Genomic DNA, 18,517 nt, shown 5'->3' with positions numbered 1-18,517 from the left:
TGCGGCGGTGTCATGGCGGCATGAGCCTCAGCACCACGGCGGCGCCCCCGCCCGCGGCACCGGCCGCGCCCGCACGCGTCGTCGTCGGGACCGGTCCCGTCTCCCCGGCCGACGTCGTCCGGGTGGCCCGGGACGGCGCCGGCGTCACCCTCTCCCCCGAGGCGCTCGACGCGATCGCGGCCGGCCGTGCCGTGATCGACGCGCTCGCCGCCGACCCCGAGCCGCACTACGGCGTCTCGACCGGGTTCGGCGCCCTCGCCACCCGGTCGATCCCCGCCGCCAGGCGCGCCGACCTGCAGCGCAGCCTCGTGCGGTCGCACGCCGCCGGGGCGGGCGCGGAGGTCGAGCGGGAGGTGGTGCGGGCGCTCATGCTGCTGCGCCTGTCGACGCTCGCGACGGGCCGCACCGGGGTCCGGCCGGAGACCGCCCTCGCGTACGCGGCGGTGCTCGACGCCGGGATCACGCCGGTCGTCCGCGAGTTCGGGTCGCTCGGGTGCTCCGGCGACCTGGCACCGCTCGCCCACTGCGCGCTCGCGGTCATGGGCGAGGGCGAGGTCCGCGACGCGACCGGGACGCCGGTGCCGGCGGCGGACGCCCTCGCGGCGGCCGGGATCGCACCCGCGACGCTGGCCGAGAAGGAGGGCCTGGCCCTCATCAACGGGACCGACGGCATGCTCGGGATGCTCGTCCTCGCGCTGCACGACCTCGACGTCCTGCTCGCGACGGCCGACGTCGCCGCGGCGCTCAGCGTCGAGAACCTGCTCGGCACGGACGCCGTGTTCGCCGACGACCTCCAGGCGCTGCGACCGCACCCGGGCCAGGCCGCGTCGGCCGCGCACCTGCGTGCGCTGCTCGCGGGCTCCGGGATCATGGCCAGCCACCGGGGGCCGGGGTGCACGCGCGTGCAGGACGCGTACTCGCTGCGGTGCGCGCCGCAGGTCCACGGCGCCGCGCGAGACACCGTCGAGCACGCCCGCACCGTCGCCGGTCGCGAGCTCGCCGCCGCGGTCGACAACCCGGTCGTCACCGTCGACGGCCGCGTCGAGTCGAACGGGAACTTCCACGGCGCGCCGCTCGCGTACGTGCTCGACTTCCTCGCGATCGTCGTCGCCGACGTCGCGAGCATGTCCGAGCGGCGCACCGACCGGTTCCTCGACGTCGCCCGCAACCACGGGCTGCCGCCGTTCCTCGCGGACGACCCCGGGGTCGACTCCGGCCTGATGATCGCCCAGTACACGGCCGCGGGGCTGGTGAGCGAGCTCAAGCGGCTCGCGGTGCCGGCGAGCGTCGACTCCATCCCGTCGTCGGCGATGCAGGAGGACCACGTGTCGATGGGCTGGCACGCCGCGCGCAAGCTGCGCCGCGCGGTCGACGCGCTCGGCCGGGTGCTGGCGGTCGAGGTCCTGGCCGGCACACGGGCGCTCGACCTGCGCGCGCCGCTGCCGCCCGCCCCGGCGACGGGCGCCGTCCGCGACCTGCTGCGCGCCCGGGGCGTCGCAGGTCCCGGGCCCGACCGGCACCTGGCACCCGACCTCGAGACGGTCGCGGCGCTCGTCGCGTCGGGCGAGGTGCTGACGGCTGCCGACGCAGCCGCCGAGACCACCGAGGAGATCCGATGACCGCCGGACCACGGCCCGTGCGCGCGCCGCGCGGCACGACGCTCACCGCCCGCAGCTGGCAGACCGAGGCGCCGCTGCGGATGCTGATGAACAACCTCGACCCGGAGGTCGCCGAGCGGCCCGACGACCTCGTCGTCTACGGCGGGACGGGCCGGGCCGCGCGGAGCTGGGACGCCTACGACGCCATCGTCCGCACGCTCACGACCCTGGGCGACGACGAGACTCTGCTCGTCCAGTCGGGCAAGCCGGTCGGCGTGCTGACGACGCACGAGTGGGCGCCGCGCGTGCTGATCGCGAACTCGAACCTCGTCGGCGACTGGGCGACGTGGCCGGAGTTCCGCCGGCTCGAGCAGCTCGGGCTCACGATGTACGGCCAGATGACGGCGGGATCGTGGATCTACATCGGCACCCAGGGGATCCTGCAGGGCACGTACGAGACGCTCGCGGCCGTCGCGGCGCAGCGCTTCGCGGGGACCCTCGCCGGGACGCTGACCGTGACGGGCGGCTGCGGCGGCATGGGCGGTGCGCAGCCGCTCGCGGTCACGCTCAACGGCGGGGTCTGCCTGATCGTCGACGTCGACGGCGACCGGCTGCGCCGCCGGGTGCGGGACCGCTACCTCGACCGGGTCGCGGGCTCGCTCGACGAGGCGCTCACGCTGGTCCTCGCCGCGAAGCGGGACCGGGCCGCGCTCTCCGTCGGGGTCGTCGGGAACTGCGCCGAGGTGCTCCCCGAGCTGCTGCGCCGCGGCGTCGAGGTGGACGTCGTCACCGACCAGACGTCCGCGCACGACCCGCTGTCGTACCTGCCGGTCGGCGTCGACGTCGCCGACTGGGCGGAGTACGCCGCCGCGAAGCCCGACGATTTCACTGAGCGGGCCCGCGCGTCGATGGCCCGCCACGTCGAGGCCATGGTCGGGTTCCTGGACGCCGGCGCCGAGGTGTTCGACTACGGCAACTCGATCCGCGACGAGGCCCGCCGGGGCGGGTACGACCGGGCGTTCGACTTCCCCGGGTTCGTGCCCGCGTACATCCGGCCGCTGTTCGCCGAGGGCAAGGGCCCGTTCCGGTGGGCGGCACTGTCCGGCGACCCCCGCGACATCGCCCGCACCGACGAGGCCGTCCTCGACCTGTTCCCGGACGACGACCACCTGCACCGCTGGATCCGGGCCGCCCAGGAGCGCGTCGCGTTCCAGGGGCTGCCCGCGCGGATCTGCTGGCTCGGGCACGGCTCGCGCGACCGTGCGGGGCTCCGGTTCAACGAGCTGGTGGCGTCCGGCGAGGTCAGCGCGCCGCTCGTCATCGGCCGCGACCACCTCGACGCAGGCTCCGTCGCGTCGCCGTACCGGGAGACCGAGGCGATGGCCGACGGGTCCGACGCGATCGCCGACTGGCCGCTGCTCAACGCGCTCGTCGCGGCGTCGTCGGGTGCGACCTGGGTGTCGCTGCACCACGGCGGCGGCGTCGGCATGGGCCGGTCGATCCACGCCGGTCAGGTCTCCGTCGCGGACGGCACCGACCTCGCGGCCCGCAAGCTCGCGCGGGTGCTGTCGAACGACCCGGCCATGGGGGTGCTGCGGCACGTCGACGCCGGGTACGCGCGCGCCGACCAGGTCGCGGACGCGCACGGCGTGCGGGTGCCGATGCGGGAGGGCGGCGCGTGACGACATCTGACGACGGTCCGCGGCCGGGTGACGGCGCCGCCGGCACGCCCGCGCGCGGCCGGGCCGACCGGACCGACGACGCGCACCCTCCCGCCGCCGACGCGGTCGGGGCCGCGACGTTCCGACGCGCCTGGTCCGACCTCGCACCCGTCGGCCGCGCACCGGACGGCGCGGGCTACCACCGGTTCGCGTGGACCCGGTCGGACCACACGCTGCGCGAGTGGTTCGCCGGCCAGGCCGCCGCACGCGGGCTCGACCTCGTCACGGACCGCGCCGGCAACCAGTGGGCGTGGTGGGGCGACCCGGACGCGCGGCCCGGCGTCGTCACCGGCAGCCACCTCGACTCCGTGCCGGGCGGCGGCGCGTTCGACGGACCGTTGGGCGTGGTGAGTGCGTTCGCCGCGTACGACGTGCTGCGCGCACGAGGCGTCCGCCCCGGCCGCCCGCTCGGGATCGCGAGCTTCGTCGACGAGGAGGGGGCGCGGTTCGGCGTCGCCTGCGCCGGGTCGCGGCTGCTCACGGGCGCGCTCGATCCGGACCGGGCCCGTGGGCTGCGCGACGCCGACGGCACGACGATGGCGGACGCGCTCCGGGCCGCCGGGCAGGACCCGTCGAGCCTCGGCCCGGACCCGGAGGCGCTGCGCCGGGTCGGCGCGTTCGTCGAGCTGCACGTCGAGCAGGGGCGGGGTCTCGTGCACAGCGGCGACCCCGTCGGGGTCGGGCGGATGATCTGGCCGCACGGCCGCTGGCGGGTCGAGCTGCGTGGCGTGGCGAACCACGCGGGCACCACGCCGCTGGCCGACCGGCGGGACCCGATGCTCGACCTCGCCGCGTTCGTCCAGCACGTCCGCGCCGCCGCGCTCGACGCGGGGGCGCTCGCGACCGTCGGCAAGGTGCGGGTCGAGCCGAACGGCGTCAACGCGATCCCGTCGCAGGTCACCGCGTGGCTCGACGTGCGTGCCGAGGACGGGTCGGCGGTCGGGGACGTGCTCGCCGCGCTCGCCGCGTACGCGCCCGCACAGGAGTCGTGGACCTCGGCGACCGTGCTCGACGCCGACCTGGCCGACGACGTCGCGGCAGCGCTCGGGACCGCCGGTCTCGGGTCGCCGCGGCTCGGCACGGGCGCCGGGCACGACGCGGGCATCCTCGCCGCCGCCGGGGTGCCGACGGCGATGCTCTTCGTGCGCAACCCGTCGGGCGTCTCGCACGCGCCCGCGGAGAGCGCCGACGAGGCCGACTGCCTCACCGGCGTCGACGCGCTCGCGGCCACCCTCGAACGGCTCGTGACCCGATGAGCACCTTCTGGGCCCGGACCGCGTGGCTGCCCGGCGGCCTCGCGCGGGACGTCCGGGTCACGGTCGACGACGGCCGGATCTTCGCCGTGACCTCCGGCGCCGCCGCGCGGCCGGGCGACCACCTGCTCCCCGGCGTCGTCCTGCCGGGGTTCGCGAACGCCCACTCGCACGCGTTCCACCGCGCCCTGCGGGGCCGGACCCACGGCGACGGCGGCACGTTCTGGACGTGGCGGGAACGGATGTACGCGCTCGCGGCCGGCCTGTCGCCCGACACGTACCTCGACCTCGCACGAGCCGCCTTCGCCGAGATGGTGCTCGCGGGCGTGACGGCCGTCGGCGAGTTCCACTACCTGCACCACTCCCCCGGCGGCACGCCGTACAGCGACCCGAACGTCATGGCCGAGGCCCTGCGCACGGCCGCGCGCGACGCCGGGCTGCGGATCACCCTGCTCGACACCGCCTACCTCTCGGGGGGCCTCGGTCAGCCGCTGGCCGGGCCCCAGCTGCGGTTCGCCGACGCCGACGCCGACGCCTGGGCCGCCCGCGTCGACGCGCTGAGGCCCGATGCCACCCTCACCGTCGGCGCCGCGATCCACTCGGTCCGCGCCGTCCCGCGCGACGCCCTGCGCACGGTCGCCGACCACGCCCGCGCCGGCGGCCTCCCGCTGCACGTGCACGTGTCCGAGCAGCGCGCCGAGAACGACGCGTGCCTCGCCGAGCACGGCACGACACCGACCCGTGTGCTCGCCGACGCCGGCGCGCTCGGCCCCGGGACCACGGCGGTCCACGCGGTCCACGTCACGCCCGACGACGTCGGCCTGCTCGGGTCGTCCCGGACCGGGGTGTGCCTGTGCCCGTCCACCGAGCGCGACCTGGGCGACGGCCTCGCCCCCGGTGCCGCCCTCCGGGCCGCCGGGGCACGTCTGTCGGTCGGCTCGGACCAGCACGTGCGGACCGACCTGCTCGCCGAGGCCGCCGACGTCGAGATGCACGAACGCCTCGCGCGCGGGTCCCGCGGCGTCCTCGACCCGGCCGCGCTGGTCGAGCTGCTCACGGCGGGTGGGCAGGCCGCGCTCGGCGACCCCACCGGCGGGCGCATCGCCGTCGGCTCCCCGGCGGACCTCGTCGCGGTCCGGACGGACACCCCGCGGACGGCCGGGGCGGACCCGGAGCAGCTGGTGCTCGTCGCGGGCAGCGCCGACGTCGACACGGTCGTGAGCGCGGGCGTCGTCCGGGTCGCGGGCGGGCGGCACGTGCTCGGGGACGTCGGCGCGCTGCTCGGTGCGGCCGTCGACGCGGTCTGGCGGGAGTCGGACCGATGACGTCGCACCTGGTCACCGGCATCGGCGAGCTCGTCACCCATGACCCGCGCTTCGACGGCCCCCTCGGCCTGGTGCCCGACGCCGCGCTCGTGGTCGAGGACGGGCTCGTCGCCTGGGTCGGCCCGGCGGCCGCGGCGCCGGCGGCGGACCGGGCGACCGACGTCGGGGGCCGCGCCGTCCTGCCCGGGTTCGTCGACCCGCACACGCACCTGGTGTTCGCCGGTGACCGGGCCGACGAGTTCGCGGCCCGCATGGCGGGCGCCCCGTACACGGGCGGCGGCATCGCCCGGACGGTGACCGCGACCCGTGCAGCGTCCGACGACGAGCTGCGCACCCGGCTCGCGGCGCTCGTCGCGGAGGCCCGGGCGCAGGGCACGACGACGCTCGAGGTCAAGAGCGGGTACGGCCTCGACGTCGCGACCGAGGAGCGCCTGCTGCGGCTCGCCCGCGAGGTCACGCCCGAGACCACGTTCCTCGGTGCGCACGTCGTCCCGCCCGGGGTCGATCGGGCCGAGTACGTCGCCCTCGTCACCGGCCCGATGCTGGCGGCGTGCGCCCCGCACGCCCGGTGGGCGGACGTCTTCTGCGAGCCGGGCTCGGCCCACGCGTTCGACGGCGACGAGGCGCGCACCGTGCTGACGGCGGCGGCGGCCGCCGGGCTGGGCCTGCGCGTGCACGGCCACCAGCTCGGGCCGGGACCGGGTGCCCGGATCGCCGTCGAGCTCGGCGCCGCGAGCGTCGACCACTGCACGTACCTGTCGGACGACGACGTGACCGCGCTCGCCGACGCCGCCGCGCACGGCGGACCTGTCGCCACGCTGCTCCCGGGCGTCGAGCTGTCCACCCGGTCGCCGTTCCCGGACGCGCGCCGGCTCCTCGACGCGGGGGTCGAGGTCGCGCTCGCGAGCGACTGCAACCCGGGCACCTGCTTCTCGACGTCGATGCCGCTGATGGTGGCGCTCGCCGTCACGCAGATGCGGATGACGGTCGCCGAGGCGGTCCGCGCGGCGACGCTCGGCGGCGCGCACGCCCTGCGCCGCCAGGACGTCGGGCACCTGCGGGCCGGCGCGCGCGCGGACCTGTGCGTGCTCGACGCGCCGACCCACGAGCACCTGGCCTACCGCCCGGGCGTGCCGATCGCCCGCCCGCTCACGGTCGCCTGACCGGCAGGCCCGCTCACGGCGCTCACGCCCGGGCGCGGTCCTGGTGCCCGAACAGCATCCGGGCGAGCAGGAGCATCATCACGAGGAAGGCACCCACGAGCGCGAGCCACGACCACGCCCAGCCGACGGTCAGGCCGAGCACGACGAAGAGCACGAACGCGGCGATCCAGAGGATGGCCGTGTAGATGCCGAACCGGGCGGCGGCTGCCGGGTCCTGGTCGAACCGGTTGTCCGCGGCGAAGTCCCGCTCGGCGTCCCGTGCCCACGCCTTCTTGCGGTTGGTCTGCGTCGCGGCGAGCGCGGAGAGCCCGCACGCGCCGGCGACGATCTCGAGCCCGGCGAGCACGTACCAGCCCGCGGCGAGGGGCAGCAGCGCGACGGCACCGGCCAGCCCGCCGCCGATGACGACGAGCGCGGCACCGACTCCGTAGCCCGCGGCACGGCCGGGGGGCAGCGGGTGGTTCGTGGTCGTCTCCTGCGCGAGCGAGGCCCCCGTGACCCAGCCGACGGCGAGCGCGACCACCGCGACCGCGGCGAGCACGACCCCCGTCGGGACGTCGACGACCGCGAGCGCCCCGAGGGTCGCGACGGCGAGGGCGGCGGCCCCGACGAGGGACGCGAGGACGACGCCGACCACGAAGCCGGGCTTCGGGCGGACCTTGTGCCGCAGCGCGGCCTGGGCGTGGCGCTGGCCGGGGCCGCTCGCGGGCCGGGTGTCCGGGGCGGCGGCGTCGGCGACGAGCGCCCGCACGTCGCCGAGCTCGTCGAAGGCCGTCCGGGCGGCGTCGTCGGCCGCCACGCCCGCCGAGGTGAGCTCGAGCGCGCGGGCCTCGAGGTTCGTGCGGATCTCCTCCTTGAGCTCCTGGACCTCCGGGGTGAGGTCGACCCCGGCGAAGGCGTCGTCGAGGAGTCGGTGCACGGTGGTCATCGGTCGGAACCCTTCGGGGACGGGGACGTGCGGGGGTCGGTCTGGTCGAGCAGCGCGTCGATGACGTCGCGGGTGGCCACCCAGGCGGTGACGTTGCGCCGGAACACCGCCCGACCGGCGTCGGTGATCCGGTAGTACTTGCGGCGGCCGCCCTGGGACTCGTCGCCCCAGTACGCCTCGACGAGGCCGTCCTGCGTGAGGCGCCGGTAGGTGGCGTAGAGCGTGGCCTCCTTGATCTCGTGGGCACCGCCGGTGGCGTCGCGGATCGCCTTGTAGATCTCGAAGCCGTAGCGGTCCCCGCGGCGCAGGGTCGCGAGCACGATCGTGTCGGTGTGGCCGCGCAGCAGGTCGGCCGAGAACGCGTCGCCCGCGGCGGGCTCAGTCGGTTGCATCACGACGAGTACTGTATCTGATCAACTACTGGAGGACAACAAGTACCGGCCGTCACCCGCTCCCCGCGCGCCGGTCCGCCCACGCAGGAACCCCGACCGCGCCGGACGTGCGCACGGTCGGGGCCCCCCTCCCGTCACCGGACGACCGCGGCCGAGGTCACGGCCTGCCGTGGCGCTTCGGTGCAGGCTGCAGCAGGCCGAGAAGCCCGTTGGCCTCGTCGTTCGGTCCCGCGCTGAACCACACGGCGTCGGGGCCGGCGACGGGGTCGCCGACCACCAGCGCCCAGAGGCCGTCGATCGCCAGCGGCCTCCCGGAGGTGCCGCGGAGCACGCCCACGACGTGCCCGGACCGCGGGTCGAACGCGTGGATGCGACCGTCCCCGAAGTTGCCGATCAGGAGGTCGCCGCCGAACCGCCCGAACGACGCGGGTGCGATCGTCATGCCCCACGGTGAGTTGAGCACGCCGCGCGTCGCGAACCGTCGCACGAACGCGCCCGCGTCGGTGTACACGTCGACGAACCCGTGCCCCGGCCCGGCGACGTCGTCCTCGCCGTCGGCGTCCTGCTTCGCGTAGGTCACGAAGACCTGTCCGTCGATCTCGGCGACGTTGAACGGCGCGTACCCGGCGGGCAGGCGCGGGTCCTGGAACATCCCCGGCGTCGTGACCTGGGCGAACGACCCGTCGAACACGTCGATCCGGTTGTCGTGGAAGTTCGCCACCAGCAGCGTCGGCCCCGCTGCGCCGTGCGTCAGCGCGATGCCCTTGTCGACGGCGCCCTCCACGTGCCCGACCGAGACGGCCGCGGTGCCGCCGTTCCAGGCGGTCAGGTCGCCGTGCTCGCCGACGAAGATGAACCGCGCCGGCTGATCGGTGCCGGGGACCTCGAACGCAGCGGTGTCGTTGAACACCTGCCCGGTCGGCGCGCCACCGGGGATCGAGACGACCAGCGGCACCTTGGTGACCGGGCTGCCGGGCGTGTCCGTCCGGTAGAGCGTCGTGAGGTCGGTCCCGTTGTCGGACACCCACACCGGCGTGCTCGGCCCGTGCGAGATGCCCCACGCGTTCACGAGATCGGGATCGGTGAGCGCCGCGACACCGGGCATGTCCGAGACGAGGTTGACCTGCTGGAACGTGTGCGGTCGCGGACCACCGGGCCCGTCGTGCCCGTCGTGCCCGTCGTCGTCGGCGAGCGCAGGTCCCGACAGGGCGACGCTCAGCGCGACCGCCAGTGATGCTCCGACGAAGGTCGACATGGCCTTCATGACATCCGCCTCCTCCTCGAGGGCGGGGGTCACCGGCTCGAACCCCCGAGAGACACACGAGCCGGCACCCGCCGCGGTTCACCCGCCGGCGCCGTCGCCGGCCGGCGCCCCAGCCGCGGCGCCGTGGGCGGGGCCGCCCGCCCAGCCCTGGACCGCCCGCCCGGCGCTTGGCAGGGTGGCCGACGTGACCGAGCCGTCCCGCCGCCGCCCGTGGTCCGTCGGCCTGCGCACGTCCCCCGAGGGGCACCGGGTCACGACGTTCGAGCTGTTCTTCGACCTCGTCTACGTGTTCGCCTTCACGCAGGTGAGCCACCTCGTCGCGGAGACCCACAGCGGCCGCGGGATGGTCCAGGCGCTCACGGTGCTGGGGATGCTGTGGTGGACGTGGACGTCGTACAGCTGGCTCGCGAACCAGTCGCCGGCCGACCAGGGGCTCCTGCGGTTCGGCATGGGGATCGCGATGGCGGCCGTGTTCGTCGCGACGCTCGCGATCCCCGAGGCGTACGAGGACCTGCCCGGTGGGCTGTTCGGGCCGCTCGTCCTCGTCGTCGCGTACGTCGTCGTGCGGGTCGTGCACGGCGCGCTCTACGTCGTCGCGGCCGCGGGCGACACCGCCCTGCGCCGCCAGCTCGTGCGGACCGCGGTCGTCGCGATCGCCCCGTCGACGGCCCTGCTGTTCGTCGGTGCGGTGGTCGGCGAGCCCCAGCAGACGTGGATCTGGCTCGCCGCGTTCACGTTCGACGTCCTGCTCACGCTCGTGACCGGACGCCGGGGCAGCTGGCGGCTCTACTCGCCGACGCACTGGGCGGAGCGGTACGGGCTGATCGTCATCCTCGCGCTCGGGGAGTCGGTCGTCGCGATCGGCGTCGGCGCCTCGCACCTGCCCGTGAGCTGGCCGGTCATCACCGGCGCGGCGCTGTCGATCGCGATCGCGCTGCTGCTGTGGTGGATCTACTTCGTCACGTCCGCCGGTGCCGCGGAGCACCGCCTCGCGCACCTGGAGGGGGTCGCCCGCGCCGAGTACGCGACGCTCGCGTACACGTACCTGCACTACGTGCTCATCGCCGCCGTCGTCGTGGTGGCCGTCGGCATCGAGGAGGCGATGGCGCACGTCGGCTCGGACGAGCCGTTCGGCCGGTTCGCGGCCTGGGCGCTCGCGGCGGGGCTCGCCGCCTACCTGCTGGGGGCGACGGTCCTGGTCCGGTCCGCCCGACGGCCGTGGATCTGGCGGCGGGTCGTCGAGGCGGCGCTGCTCGTCGCGCTCGTGCCGGTGCTGGCGTCGCTCCCGGCGCTCGGGGCGCTCGCGCTCGCGGCCGGCGTGGTCTACGCGTTCGCGATCGGCGCGCAGGTCCGCGGGTCGCGTGCGAGGTCCGCCGACGACACGTGACCGACGTCAGATGCTGCGGGAGCGCCGCTCGAGCAGGACGACGTCGCGCCACCGGCCCGACAGCGGCCCGTGCGTCATGCGGCCCAGCCGCTCACGGGTGCCGACGACCCGGAACCCGACCGCCTCGTGCAGCGCGAGGCTCGCGGTGTTCTCGGGGAAGACCCCGGACTGCACGGTCCACACGCCTGCCGCGTCGGTGCTGGCCAGCAGCGCGTCGAGCAGCAGCCGCCCGACCCCGCGGCCGCGCGCGGCCTCGTCGACGTACACGGAGTGCTCGACGACGCCCGCGTAGACGCACCGGTCCGACACGGGCGAGACGGCGACCCAGCCGACGACGGCGCCCGCCTCGTCGAGGGCGACGAACCGGTGGTCGGGGAGCTTGCCGGCGTCGAACGACTCCCAGGTGGGGACGTCGTCGGCGAACGTGGCGTGGCCGGTCGCGATGCCGGCGGCGTAGATGCGCTCGACGTCGGGCCAGTGCTCGGCCGTCAGGGGGACGACCGTGACCGTCCCGGTCACCCGGCCCCGCCCACGCGCAGGTGCTGCCCGAGGTGGGCCGCCAGGGCGTCCACCGCACCGGGCACGATCGTGAAGTACGCCCACACGCCGCGCTTCTCGCGGGTGACCAGGCCTGCCTCGGTGAGCTGCTTGAGGTGGTGGGACACCGTCGGCTGGCTCAGGCCGACGGGTGCGGTGAGGTCGCAGACGCAGGCCTCGCCGCCCTCGTGCGCAGCGATGAGCGACAGCAGCCGCAGGCGGGTGGGGTCCGCCAGGGCCTTGAGCGTGCGGGCGAGCTGCTGCGCGTCGTCCTCGCTGATCGTCGGTGCGGTCACGGGGGTGCAGCACGCCGCGGACGAGCCCACGACGGGGAGCAGGTCGAGTGCCATGCGTGGCAGTGTACATGCGGAGATTGACAGACATCGATATTGACAGTGGTCGATATCTGGGTTCATGATCGCCGTGCATTGACAAACATCGATATGTGGAGGTCACCATGACGGACATCCGGGAGCAGGTGCGCGAGCGGTACGCGCTGGCGGCGACCCAGGTCAGCAGCACGGTCGGCAGCGAGGTCGGCGGCGAGCCCAGCGGCGACGTCGGCTGCTGCGGCGGCGGCTGCGGGCCCGCCGACGAGGCGCAGAAGTTCGGCGCCGCCCTGTACGACGCGAGCGACCTCGCGGACGTCCCGCTGGAGGCCCGGCTCGCCTCCCTCGGCTGCGGCAACCCGCTGGCCGTGGCGGAGCTGCGCGAGGGCGAGCGGGTGCTCGACCTGGGCTCGGGCGGCGGCATCGACGTGCTGCTGTCCGCCAAGCGGGTCGGACCGACGGGGTTCGCGCACGGCGTCGACATGACCGACGAGATGCTCGCCCTCGCCCGGTCGAACGCCGCGCAGGCCGGCGCGACGAACGTCGCGTTCCACCGAGGCACCATCGAGGACCTGCCGCTCGACGACGCGTCGGTCGACGTCGTCATCTCCAACTGCGTCGTCAACCTGTCCACCGACAAGCCCGCAGTGTTGTCCGAGGTGTTCCGGGTCCTCGTCCCCGGCGGCCGCGTCGGCATCTCCGACATCGTCGCCGAGGACCACCTCAGCCCCGAGCAGCGGGCCGAGCGCGGCTCCTACGTCGGCTGCATCGCCGGTGCGCTCTCCCGCCGGGAGTACCTGGACGGGCTGACGGCGGCCGGGTTCGTCGACGCCGACGTCACGTTCACGCACCAGGTCGCCGACGGGATGCACAGCGCCGTCGTGCGCGCCCGCAAGCCCTGACGGCCACACGCCCTCACGGCCGCACGCCTGACGACCGCACGCCCGATGCGGCCCGTCGCCCTGCCGGCGACGGGCCGCGTCGTCACACCCGGACGGCCGGGACGCCGAGCTCGTCGAGCAGGGTGAGGACGCGCCCGCGGATGTCGTCGCGGATCGGCCGCACGGCCTCGATCCCCTGGCCCGCCGGGTCCTCGAGCACCCAGTCCTCGTACCGCGTGCCGGGGAAGTACGGGCACGCGTCGCCGCAGCCCATGGTGACGACGACGTCGGACGACTGCACGGCCTGCGCCGTGAGGATCTTGGGCTGCTCGGCGGCGATGTCGATGCCGACCTCCGTCATCGCCTGCACGGCGACCGGGTTGACCTGGCCGGCCGGCATCGATCCCGCCGACCGGACCTCGACGGCCCCGCCGGACAGGGCGGCCAGGAACCCGGCGGCCATCTGGGAGCGGCCGGCGTTGTGCACGCAGACGAACAGGACGCTGGGCTTCGAGGTGGTCACGGGACCATGTTGACCCGGGAAGATCACTCAGTCAACATTGACTCAATGAGCACTGAGTGGCTTGCCCAGGTGGAGCGACGGGCCGCCCTGCACGGCGCCCTCGCCGACCCGGGACGGCTCGCCGTCGTCGACCTGCTCTCCCGCGGCGACGCCTCCCCGTCCGAGCTCGCCGCCCACCTCGCCCTCCCGTCGAACCTGCTGTCGCACCACGTGAACGTGCTGGTGGCGCACGGGCTCGTCGAGCGCACCCGCTCCGAGGGCGACCGCCGCCGCACCTACCTCCGTCTGCTCCCCACGGAGCTCGGCCCGTTCACGACCGCCCTGCCCCGCCCCCGTCGCGTGCTGTTCGTCTGCACCGCGAACTCGGCCCGCTCCCACCTGGCGGTGGCGCTGTGGCGTCGCGCGAGCACCGTCCCCGCGGCCTCCGCAGGGACGCACCCGGCGGGGGCCGTCGACCCCGGCGCGGTCGCCGCCGCACGCCGGCACGACCTCGACCTGCGCGACGCGCGACCGCGGCAGGTCGACACCGTGCGCCTCGACGGCGACCTCGTCATCACGGTGTGCGACCGCGCGCACGAGGAGATCGGCCTGACCGCGGACGCCCACTGGTCCGTCCCCGACCCCGTCCGGGTCGGGGACGACGCCGCGTTCGACCACGCGCTCGACGAGCTCGACCGCAGGATCCGCGAGCTCGCACCCCGCCTCGTCGCGGCCTGACACCGGCCCCGCGTCGGCCTACGAATCCGCACGCCCCGCCCGATGGGAGGGGTGAGCGTCCGCCGGGCCCGCCGAGTCGGGGCCGACGCGACGGTCAGACGGTCCCGGCAACGACGCCGGACCCCACGAGCGCGAAGGGCGGGACCATGACCGCGAACACCCTCGAGGACGACGACCGCCCGACCGGCGAGATCCCGGCCCTGCCGGCGGACTTCACGCACGCCATCGACCGGCGCCCGGCACCGCGAGACCTGCGCTACGACCGCATGCCCGTCTGACCGGACCTGCACGCGGGCGCGGTCACCGGTGGAACTGCGTCCACCGGCCTTCGGAGATCACCTCGACCGCGCCGCCGTCGACCACGATGGCCGTCTGCTCGTCGATGGCGTAGGCGGGGCCGCCGATGTCGGCGGCCCACCGCTCGGCGGCGGCCGACGAGTTCGTCGGGAAGGCGTCGAGGTGCGGGAAGATCGAGAAGTCGACGACCCCGAGGGCCCGGTCGTCCGGCGCGGCCGGCCACTCGACGAAGGACTCCCCGATCCGGGGCGTCATCACCATGCTCCCGGCGCTCACCCCCACCCAGACGGTGTCGGGCAGCGACGGCAGCAGGTCGGCGAGCCCGGACTCCCGCATCCAGTGGTGCAGGTACGTCGCGTCGCCGCCGTCGACGAGGAGCACGTCGGCCTCCCGGACCCACGGGACCCAGCGTTCCGCTCCGACGGTCGGCAGCGCGGTGAGCTCGAGGACGCCGAGCGACGCCCAACCGAGCCCCGAGAAGTACCGGAAGTCGGGCTCGGCGGCCACGAGCTCCCGCACCGACGCCGGTCCGCACATCGGGTGACCCCACTGCGCCGTCGGGATCACGAGCGCACGGGACTCGCCGACGGGCTTGCCGAGCAGCCGCTCCAGCGCCGCGCGGATGCTGGGGTTCGTCACGCCGCCGGACGTGAGCAGGAGCTTCAACGTTCCTCCCGGGTCGGGGTCGAGGACGGAGGTCAGAACCGGAAGCGCGTCTGACCGAACGGGTCACCCTTGGCGTAGGCGTACGACCTGTCCGGCCGGACCTCGAAGACGACGCTCACGATGCCGTCGTCGCTGAGGGTCCCGTCGCGGGCGTCGAGCCGCCAGCGCCCGTCCCACCGGGCACGGTAGAGCCCGGCCACCTGCTCGAGGACGGCCTGGTCGGTGACGGGGGTGGCGACGCCCTCCAGCACCACGTCGAGCCCGCTCTCCCAGGCGGTGTCACCGGCGAGGACCAGGACCCGCGGGTTCGCGTGGAGGTTGGCGTGCTTCACCTCGGTCGCCCCCGTGTGGAAGTACGCGGCGTCGGCTCCGACGACGGGGACCATCGGCGTCGCGTGGGGTCGGCCGTCGGGGCGGACGGTGACGATCCAGGCGACCTCCGCGCCGGCGAGCCGCCGGGCGGCGGCCTCCCACGGGGTCGGTTCGGCGGCGGGGTCGCTGTACCGGGGGTCGAGCTCGGGGCGGGCGTGGAGCGTGGCGAGAGGGCCGGTCGGCTGCGTGGTCGGCATGCTGCGTCTCCGAAGACTGATTGCCATCTGCAAGCGGTTCGGCCACCGTAGCACCACCGGTTGCGGCCTACCATCGGTTCGACGAGGGGGTGCCGATGACTCTGCAGGCGAACGGGCACCGGTCCGGCTGCCCCATCAACCTCGCCACCGAGGTGCTCGGCGACAAGTGGTCCCTCGTCGTGCTGCGCGACGTCATGTTCGGCGACCGCCGCTACTTCCGCGAGCTGCTCACCCGCTCCGAGGAGGGCATCGCCTCCAACATCCTCGCCTCCCGGCTCCACCGCCTCGTCGACGACGGGCTGCTCTCGCGCCGCGACGACGAGACCCACCGCCAGAAGATCCGCTACAGCCTCACCGAGCCGAGCATCGAGCTGGTGCCGGTGATGGCCGCCCTCGGCTCGTGGGGCCGCCGCCACCTGCCGGTCAGCCACGAGCTCAGCGTGCGCGCGGAGATCCTGGAGCGCGGGGGCCAGCCGCTGTGGGACCGGTTCATGGACGAGCTGCGGGAGCTGCACCTCGGCATACCGCGGCCCGCGGGGACCGGGTCGGTCTTCGCCGAGCTGCAGGCCGCGTACGAGGCGGCGACGGCGGAGGGTGACGCCGGTGGTCAGGGGGCGGCGAGCCCGGCGAGGACGACGTCGAGCGCGAACGCGAGCTCCTCGTCGGGGTCGGACCAGTCGCGATGCATCCCGGAGGTGAGCACGGGGAACCGCGCGGACAGCGCCCCCGTGAGCCACTCGGGCGGCGGCGCGGACTGCGACGCCCGGGAGACGGCCGAGTAGCTGCGGACCAGCGCGTCGAGCAGCAGCGCGACCCTCATGCCGTCGATCCCGGGCTCGGACGAGAGCGCCTCGACGAGCCCGGCGATCCATCCGATCGGGTTCGGCACCCGGGGCGGACCTGAGGGCGTGACCTGCGCGAGCCAGGGATGCCGGCGGTAGCGCTCGCGCAGCGCGCCGGCCCACTCGCGCGCGGACCCCTGCCAGGTCGCCGCCGTCAGCGTCGGCGGCTCGCCGACGGCGCGGTCGACCATCAGCTCGACCAGGACGTCCTTGGAGTCCACGTAGCGGTAGATCGCCGAGGTGGTCATGCCGAGCTCGCGGGCGACGTTCGCCAGCGTCACGCTCTCCAGGCCGTGGGCGTCGGCGAGCCTCACCGCCGCCTCGGCGACCTGCGGCAGCGACTGTCGCGGCCGGGGCCCACGGGCCGCGGCACCCTCCGCCCCCCACAGCACCCGCAACGCCCGCGAGCTGTCCTCTTGACCCGGCATGGCACCCATCGTACGGTACTTCTGTAAATGTGAATCACGTTCACAGTACGATCTCACCCAGGGAGATGGCCTCATGATCGTCCTCATCACCGGAGCGTCGTCCGGCATCGGTCGCCGCACCGCCGAGCTCCTCGCCGCGTCGGGCCACCAGGTCTTCGGCGCCGCCCGCCGCACCCACGACATCCCGGCGGGCGTCACGCCCGTCCCCCTCGACCTGACCGACGGCACCGGTGCCGAGGCGGCCGTGCGCCGGGTGCTCGACGAGGCCGGCCGGATCGACGTCCTGGTCAACTGCGCCGGGTACGGCGAGTTCGGGTCCGTCGAGGAGACCTCGATCGACGACGCGCGCCGCCAGCTCGAGGTCAACGTGCTGGGCCCCACCCGGCTCGTCCAGGCCGTCCTGCCCGGGATGCGCGAGGCCGGCTCGGGCCGGATCGTCAACGTGTCGTCGCTCGCCGGCGAGTTCGCCGCACCGCTCGGCGGCTGGTACCACGCCTCCAAGTTCGCGCTCGAGGCCCTGTCCGACACGCTGCGCGGCGAGGTCGCCCAGTTCGGCGTCGACGTCACCGTCGTCCAGCCGAGCTACGTCGACACCGGCTGGCACGACACCGCCATGGACCGGCTCGCCGCGGCGTCCGGCACCGGGCCGTACCGGCGGATGGCCGACGCGATGCGGCGGTACTTCGCCGGCAGCCAGGTCGCCCGGCAGATGAGCACCGTCGACGCCGTCGCGCAGGTCGTCGCGCGGGCCGCCCAGGCGCCGCGGCCCAGGACCCGCTACCGGGTCGGCAAGGGTGCGAACGTCGCCGTCGCCCTGGCCACGCTCCTGCCGGACCGCACGTTCGACGCCCTCACGCGCGCCCAGTTCGGGTACGGCCGTGCCTAGCAGCGGCTCGTGCCGCCGTCAGCCGGACGCCGCGTCGAAGTGCAGCTCGCTCGTCACGCGGTACCGGTCGCCGCGGTAGACGGACCGCACGAACTCGACGATCCGACCGCCGGCGTCCCGGGTGGTGCGCTCGACCATGAGGGCGGGGAAGTGCTCCGGGACGCCCAGCAGGCCGGCCTCGGACTCGTCCGTCACCGTCGCCTCGAGCGTCTGCACCGCGCTGCGGACGTCGACGCCGAACCGCTCGCGCAGCAGCCGGTAGAAGGACCCGGCGACCATGTCGTCGGGTTCGAGCCCCACCACGAGCTCGTACGGCAGGTGCAGCCGCTCGATGGCCATCGGCTCGCCGTCGACCACCCGCAGCCGCACGACACGCAGCACGGGCGCCGCGGGCGCGAGCTGCAGCCGCCGGGCGAGCTGCGGTCCGGCGACGAGGGTGCCGAAGTCGAGGACCTGGCTGCTCCACTCCCCCTCGGCGGGCGGCGCGTAGAACGAGCCGGACGGTGTGGCTGCGAGCGCCTGGGTCACGCGGTGCGGCCCGGTGAACGTGCCGCGGCCCTGCTCGCGCACGAGGACGCCCGACCGGACGAGGTCGTCGACGGCGGCACGCAGGGTCGGGCGGGAGACGCCGAGCTCGGCGGCCAGGTCGCGCTCGGACGGGATCGCCTCGCCCGGCCCGCGCCCGGCCACGAGGTCCAGCAGGTAGTCACGCACGGCATCGCGCTTGAGGCCGGGCCGGAGGTTCGACGTCACGGCGCCAAACCTTACCAGTTCGTTCCCCATGTTCCGCGCAAAACCGGGTCTTGACACG

General features: G+C 75.1%; 20 protein-coding genes and 1 pseudogene. 11 read left to right on the top strand and 10 right to left on the bottom strand.

All coding sequences use genetic code 11. From position 1 onward, the window contains the following. The first annotated feature begins 20 nt into the window (after positions 1 to 20). The 5 genes from hutH to hutI are packed head-to-tail and all read left to right on the top strand — an operon-like array spanning position 21 to position 7,060. Positions 21 to 1,619 (top strand): histidine ammonia-lyase, encoded by a 1,599-nt coding sequence (gene hutH / locus Cch01nite_RS11785; RefSeq protein ID WP_203753977.1) that lies wholly within the window; start codon positions 21 to 23, stop codon positions 1,617 to 1,619. Beyond that, positions 1,616 to 3,280 carry a urocanate hydratase gene (gene hutU / locus Cch01nite_RS11780; protein ID WP_203753975.1) on the top strand — a complete coding sequence of 555 codons (1,665 nt, stop codon included), beginning with the start codon at positions 1,616 to 1,618 and terminating at the stop codon, positions 3,278 to 3,280. Before hutH ends, hutU begins: the two co-directional genes overlap by 4 nt. Then, positions 3,277 to 4,575 carry an allantoate amidohydrolase gene (locus Cch01nite_RS11775; RefSeq protein ID WP_203753972.1) on the top strand — a complete coding sequence of 433 codons (1,299 nt, stop codon included), beginning with the start codon at positions 3,277 to 3,279 and terminating at the stop codon, positions 4,573 to 4,575. Before hutU ends, Cch01nite_RS11775 begins: the two co-directional genes overlap by 4 nt. Next, positions 4,572 to 5,897: a formimidoylglutamate deiminase gene (locus tag Cch01nite_RS11770; protein WP_203753969.1), complete on the top strand. Its 1,326-nt coding sequence runs from the start codon at positions 4,572 to 4,574 to the stop codon at positions 5,895 to 5,897. The genes Cch01nite_RS11775 and Cch01nite_RS11770 overlap by 4 nt, the downstream gene beginning before the upstream one ends. Continuing rightward, a complete protein-coding gene (hutI, locus tag Cch01nite_RS11765) occupies positions 5,894 to 7,060 on the top strand; it encodes an imidazolonepropionase (protein WP_203753966.1) in 1,167 nt (388 codons plus the stop codon). The genes Cch01nite_RS11770 and hutI overlap by 4 nt, the downstream gene beginning before the upstream one ends. A gap of 22 nt (positions 7,061 to 7,082) precedes the next feature. Here the strand turns inward: hutI and Cch01nite_RS11760 are convergent, their stop codons facing one another. From Cch01nite_RS11760 to Cch01nite_RS11750, 3 genes are all read right to left on the bottom strand, one after another. Beyond that, positions 7,083 to 7,988, bottom strand: a complete 906-nt coding sequence (locus tag Cch01nite_RS11760) for a permease prefix domain 1-containing protein (protein ID WP_203753963.1) — start codon at positions 7,986 to 7,988, stop codon at positions 7,083 to 7,085. Continuing rightward, the gene (locus tag Cch01nite_RS11755) at positions 7,985 to 8,380 is read right to left on the bottom strand and encodes a PadR family transcriptional regulator (protein WP_203754429.1); all 396 of its coding nucleotides are present in this window, start codon (positions 8,378 to 8,380) and stop codon (positions 7,985 to 7,987) included. Before Cch01nite_RS11755 ends, Cch01nite_RS11760 begins: the two co-directional genes overlap by 4 nt. Positions 8,381 to 8,537: 157 nt before the next feature. After that, positions 8,538 to 9,677, bottom strand: coding sequence for a TIGR03118 family protein (locus tag Cch01nite_RS11750; protein WP_203753960.1), 1,140 nt, complete (start codon positions 9,675 to 9,677; stop codon positions 8,538 to 8,540). 151 nt (positions 9,678 to 9,828) lie between these two features. On the opposite strand from Cch01nite_RS11750, the gene Cch01nite_RS11745 reads away from it, so the two are divergent. Next, positions 9,829 to 11,031 carry a low temperature requirement protein A gene (locus tag Cch01nite_RS11745; RefSeq protein ID WP_203753944.1) on the top strand — a complete coding sequence of 401 codons (1,203 nt, stop codon included), beginning with the start codon at positions 9,829 to 9,831 and terminating at the stop codon, positions 11,029 to 11,031. A 6-nt stretch (positions 11,032 to 11,037) separates the two neighbouring features. Here the strand turns inward: Cch01nite_RS11745 and Cch01nite_RS11740 are convergent, their stop codons facing one another. Beyond that, a complete protein-coding gene (locus Cch01nite_RS11740) occupies positions 11,038 to 11,550 on the bottom strand; it encodes a GNAT family N-acetyltransferase (protein ID WP_203753941.1) in 513 nt (170 codons plus the stop codon). Further along, the gene (locus Cch01nite_RS11735) at positions 11,547 to 11,918 is read right to left on the bottom strand and encodes an ArsR/SmtB family transcription factor (RefSeq protein ID WP_203753938.1); all 372 of its coding nucleotides are present in this window, start codon (positions 11,916 to 11,918) and stop codon (positions 11,547 to 11,549) included. Before Cch01nite_RS11735 ends, Cch01nite_RS11740 begins: the two co-directional genes overlap by 4 nt. A 107-nt stretch (positions 11,919 to 12,025) precedes the next feature. On the opposite strand from Cch01nite_RS11735, the gene arsM reads away from it, so the two are divergent. Next, entirely contained in the window at positions 12,026 to 12,799 is a 774-nt protein-coding gene (gene arsM, locus Cch01nite_RS11730) for an arsenite methyltransferase (protein ID WP_203753935.1), read from the top strand. Positions 12,800 to 12,881: 82 nt separating this feature from the next. Here arsM and Cch01nite_RS11725 read toward each other — a convergent pair whose 3' ends face one another. Next, the gene (locus tag Cch01nite_RS11725) at positions 12,882 to 13,301 is read right to left on the bottom strand and encodes an arsenate reductase ArsC (protein WP_203753920.1); all 420 of its coding nucleotides are present in this window, start codon (positions 13,299 to 13,301) and stop codon (positions 12,882 to 12,884) included. 45 nt (positions 13,302 to 13,346) lie between these two features. On the opposite strand from Cch01nite_RS11725, the gene Cch01nite_RS11720 reads away from it, so the two are divergent. Then, complete coding sequence (locus tag Cch01nite_RS11720) at positions 13,347 to 14,018, top strand: arsenate reductase/protein-tyrosine-phosphatase family protein (RefSeq protein ID WP_203753917.1); 672 nt, start codon at positions 13,347 to 13,349, stop codon at positions 14,016 to 14,018. A 146-nt stretch (positions 14,019 to 14,164) separates the two neighbouring features. Beyond that, positions 14,165 to 14,296, top strand: coding sequence for a hypothetical protein (locus Cch01nite_RS22925; RefSeq protein WP_275407202.1), 132 nt, complete (start codon positions 14,165 to 14,167; stop codon positions 14,294 to 14,296). Positions 14,297 to 14,318: 22 nt separating this feature from the next. Here the strand turns inward: Cch01nite_RS22925 and Cch01nite_RS11715 are convergent, their stop codons facing one another. Both Cch01nite_RS11715 and Cch01nite_RS11710 read right to left on the bottom strand, forming a co-directional pair. After that, complete coding sequence (locus Cch01nite_RS11715) at positions 14,319 to 14,981, bottom strand: Type 1 glutamine amidotransferase-like domain-containing protein (RefSeq protein WP_203753914.1); 663 nt, start codon at positions 14,979 to 14,981, stop codon at positions 14,319 to 14,321. A gap of 32 nt (positions 14,982 to 15,013) precedes the next feature. Further along, positions 15,014 to 15,550 (bottom strand): pyridoxamine 5'-phosphate oxidase family protein, encoded by a 537-nt coding sequence (locus tag Cch01nite_RS11710; protein ID WP_203753887.1) that lies wholly within the window; start codon positions 15,548 to 15,550, stop codon positions 15,014 to 15,016. A 95-nt stretch (positions 15,551 to 15,645) separates the two neighbouring features. Here Cch01nite_RS11710 and Cch01nite_RS22920 point away from each other — a divergent pair. Next, positions 15,646 to 15,960: pseudogene (locus Cch01nite_RS22920) on the top strand (winged helix-turn-helix transcriptional regulator); the annotation flags it as partial. Between the two features lie 197 nt (positions 15,961 to 16,157). Here Cch01nite_RS22920 and Cch01nite_RS22915 read toward each other — a convergent pair. Beyond that, complete coding sequence (locus Cch01nite_RS22915; RefSeq protein WP_275407201.1) at positions 16,158 to 16,820, bottom strand: TetR/AcrR family transcriptional regulator; 663 nt, start codon at positions 16,818 to 16,820, stop codon at positions 16,158 to 16,160. A 73-nt stretch (positions 16,821 to 16,893) separates the two neighbouring features. On the opposite strand from Cch01nite_RS22915, the gene Cch01nite_RS11700 reads away from it, so the two are divergent. Then, the gene (locus tag Cch01nite_RS11700; RefSeq protein WP_203753880.1) at positions 16,894 to 17,706 is read left to right on the top strand and encodes an oxidoreductase; all 813 of its coding nucleotides are present in this window, start codon (positions 16,894 to 16,896) and stop codon (positions 17,704 to 17,706) included. An 18-nt stretch (positions 17,707 to 17,724) separates the two neighbouring features. On the opposite strand, the gene Cch01nite_RS11695 is transcribed toward Cch01nite_RS11700, so the two are convergent. After that, positions 17,725 to 18,459, bottom strand: a complete 735-nt coding sequence (locus Cch01nite_RS11695) for a GntR family transcriptional regulator (RefSeq protein ID WP_203753877.1) — start codon at positions 18,457 to 18,459, stop codon at positions 17,725 to 17,727. Positions 18,460 to 18,517 lie beyond the last annotated feature (58 nt).

The organism is Cellulomonas chitinilytica, assembly GCF_016862675.1.
Taxonomy (GTDB): domain Bacteria; phylum Actinomycetota; class Actinomycetes; order Actinomycetales; family Cellulomonadaceae; genus Cellulomonas; species Cellulomonas chitinilytica.
This window is presented reverse-complemented; position numbering and strand designations above follow the sequence as displayed.

Bases quoted from the DNA above. Each gene is read 5' to 3' on its own strand.
- hutH (WP_203753977.1), top strand. From the start codon at position 21: ATGAGCCTCAGCACCACGGCGGCGCCCCCGCCCGCGGCACCGGCCGCG.
- hutU (WP_203753975.1), top strand. From the start codon at position 1,616: ATGACCGCCGGACCACGGCCCGTGCGCGCGCCGCGCGGCACGACGCTC.
- Cch01nite_RS11770 (WP_203753969.1), top strand. From the start codon at position 4,572: ATGAGCACCTTCTGGGCCCGGACCGCGTGGCTGCCCGGCGGCCTCGCG.
- hutI (WP_203753966.1), top strand. From the start codon at position 5,894: ATGACGTCGCACCTGGTCACCGGCATCGGCGAGCTCGTCACCCATGAC.
- Cch01nite_RS11760 (WP_203753963.1), bottom strand. From the start codon at position 7,988: ATGACCACCGTGCACCGACTCCTCGACGACGCCTTCGCCGGGGTCGAC.
- Cch01nite_RS11755 (WP_203754429.1), bottom strand. From the start codon at position 8,380: ATGCAACCGACTGAGCCCGCCGCGGGCGACGCGTTCTCGGCCGACCTG.
- Cch01nite_RS11735 (WP_203753938.1), bottom strand. From the start codon at position 11,918: ATGGCACTCGACCTGCTCCCCGTCGTGGGCTCGTCCGCGGCGTGCTGC.
- arsM (WP_203753935.1), top strand. From the start codon at position 12,026: ATGACGGACATCCGGGAGCAGGTGCGCGAGCGGTACGCGCTGGCGGCG.
- Cch01nite_RS11720 (WP_203753917.1), top strand. From the start codon at position 13,347: ATGAGCACTGAGTGGCTTGCCCAGGTGGAGCGACGGGCCGCCCTGCAC.
- Cch01nite_RS22925 (WP_275407202.1), top strand. From the start codon at position 14,165: ATGACCGCGAACACCCTCGAGGACGACGACCGCCCGACCGGCGAGATC.
- Cch01nite_RS11710 (WP_203753887.1), bottom strand. From the start codon at position 15,550: ATGCCGACCACGCAGCCGACCGGCCCTCTCGCCACGCTCCACGCCCGC.
- Cch01nite_RS22915 (WP_275407201.1), bottom strand. From the start codon at position 16,820: ATGCCGGGTCAAGAGGACAGCTCGCGGGCGTTGCGGGTGCTGTGGGGG.
- Cch01nite_RS11700 (WP_203753880.1), top strand. From the start codon at position 16,894: ATGATCGTCCTCATCACCGGAGCGTCGTCCGGCATCGGTCGCCGCACC.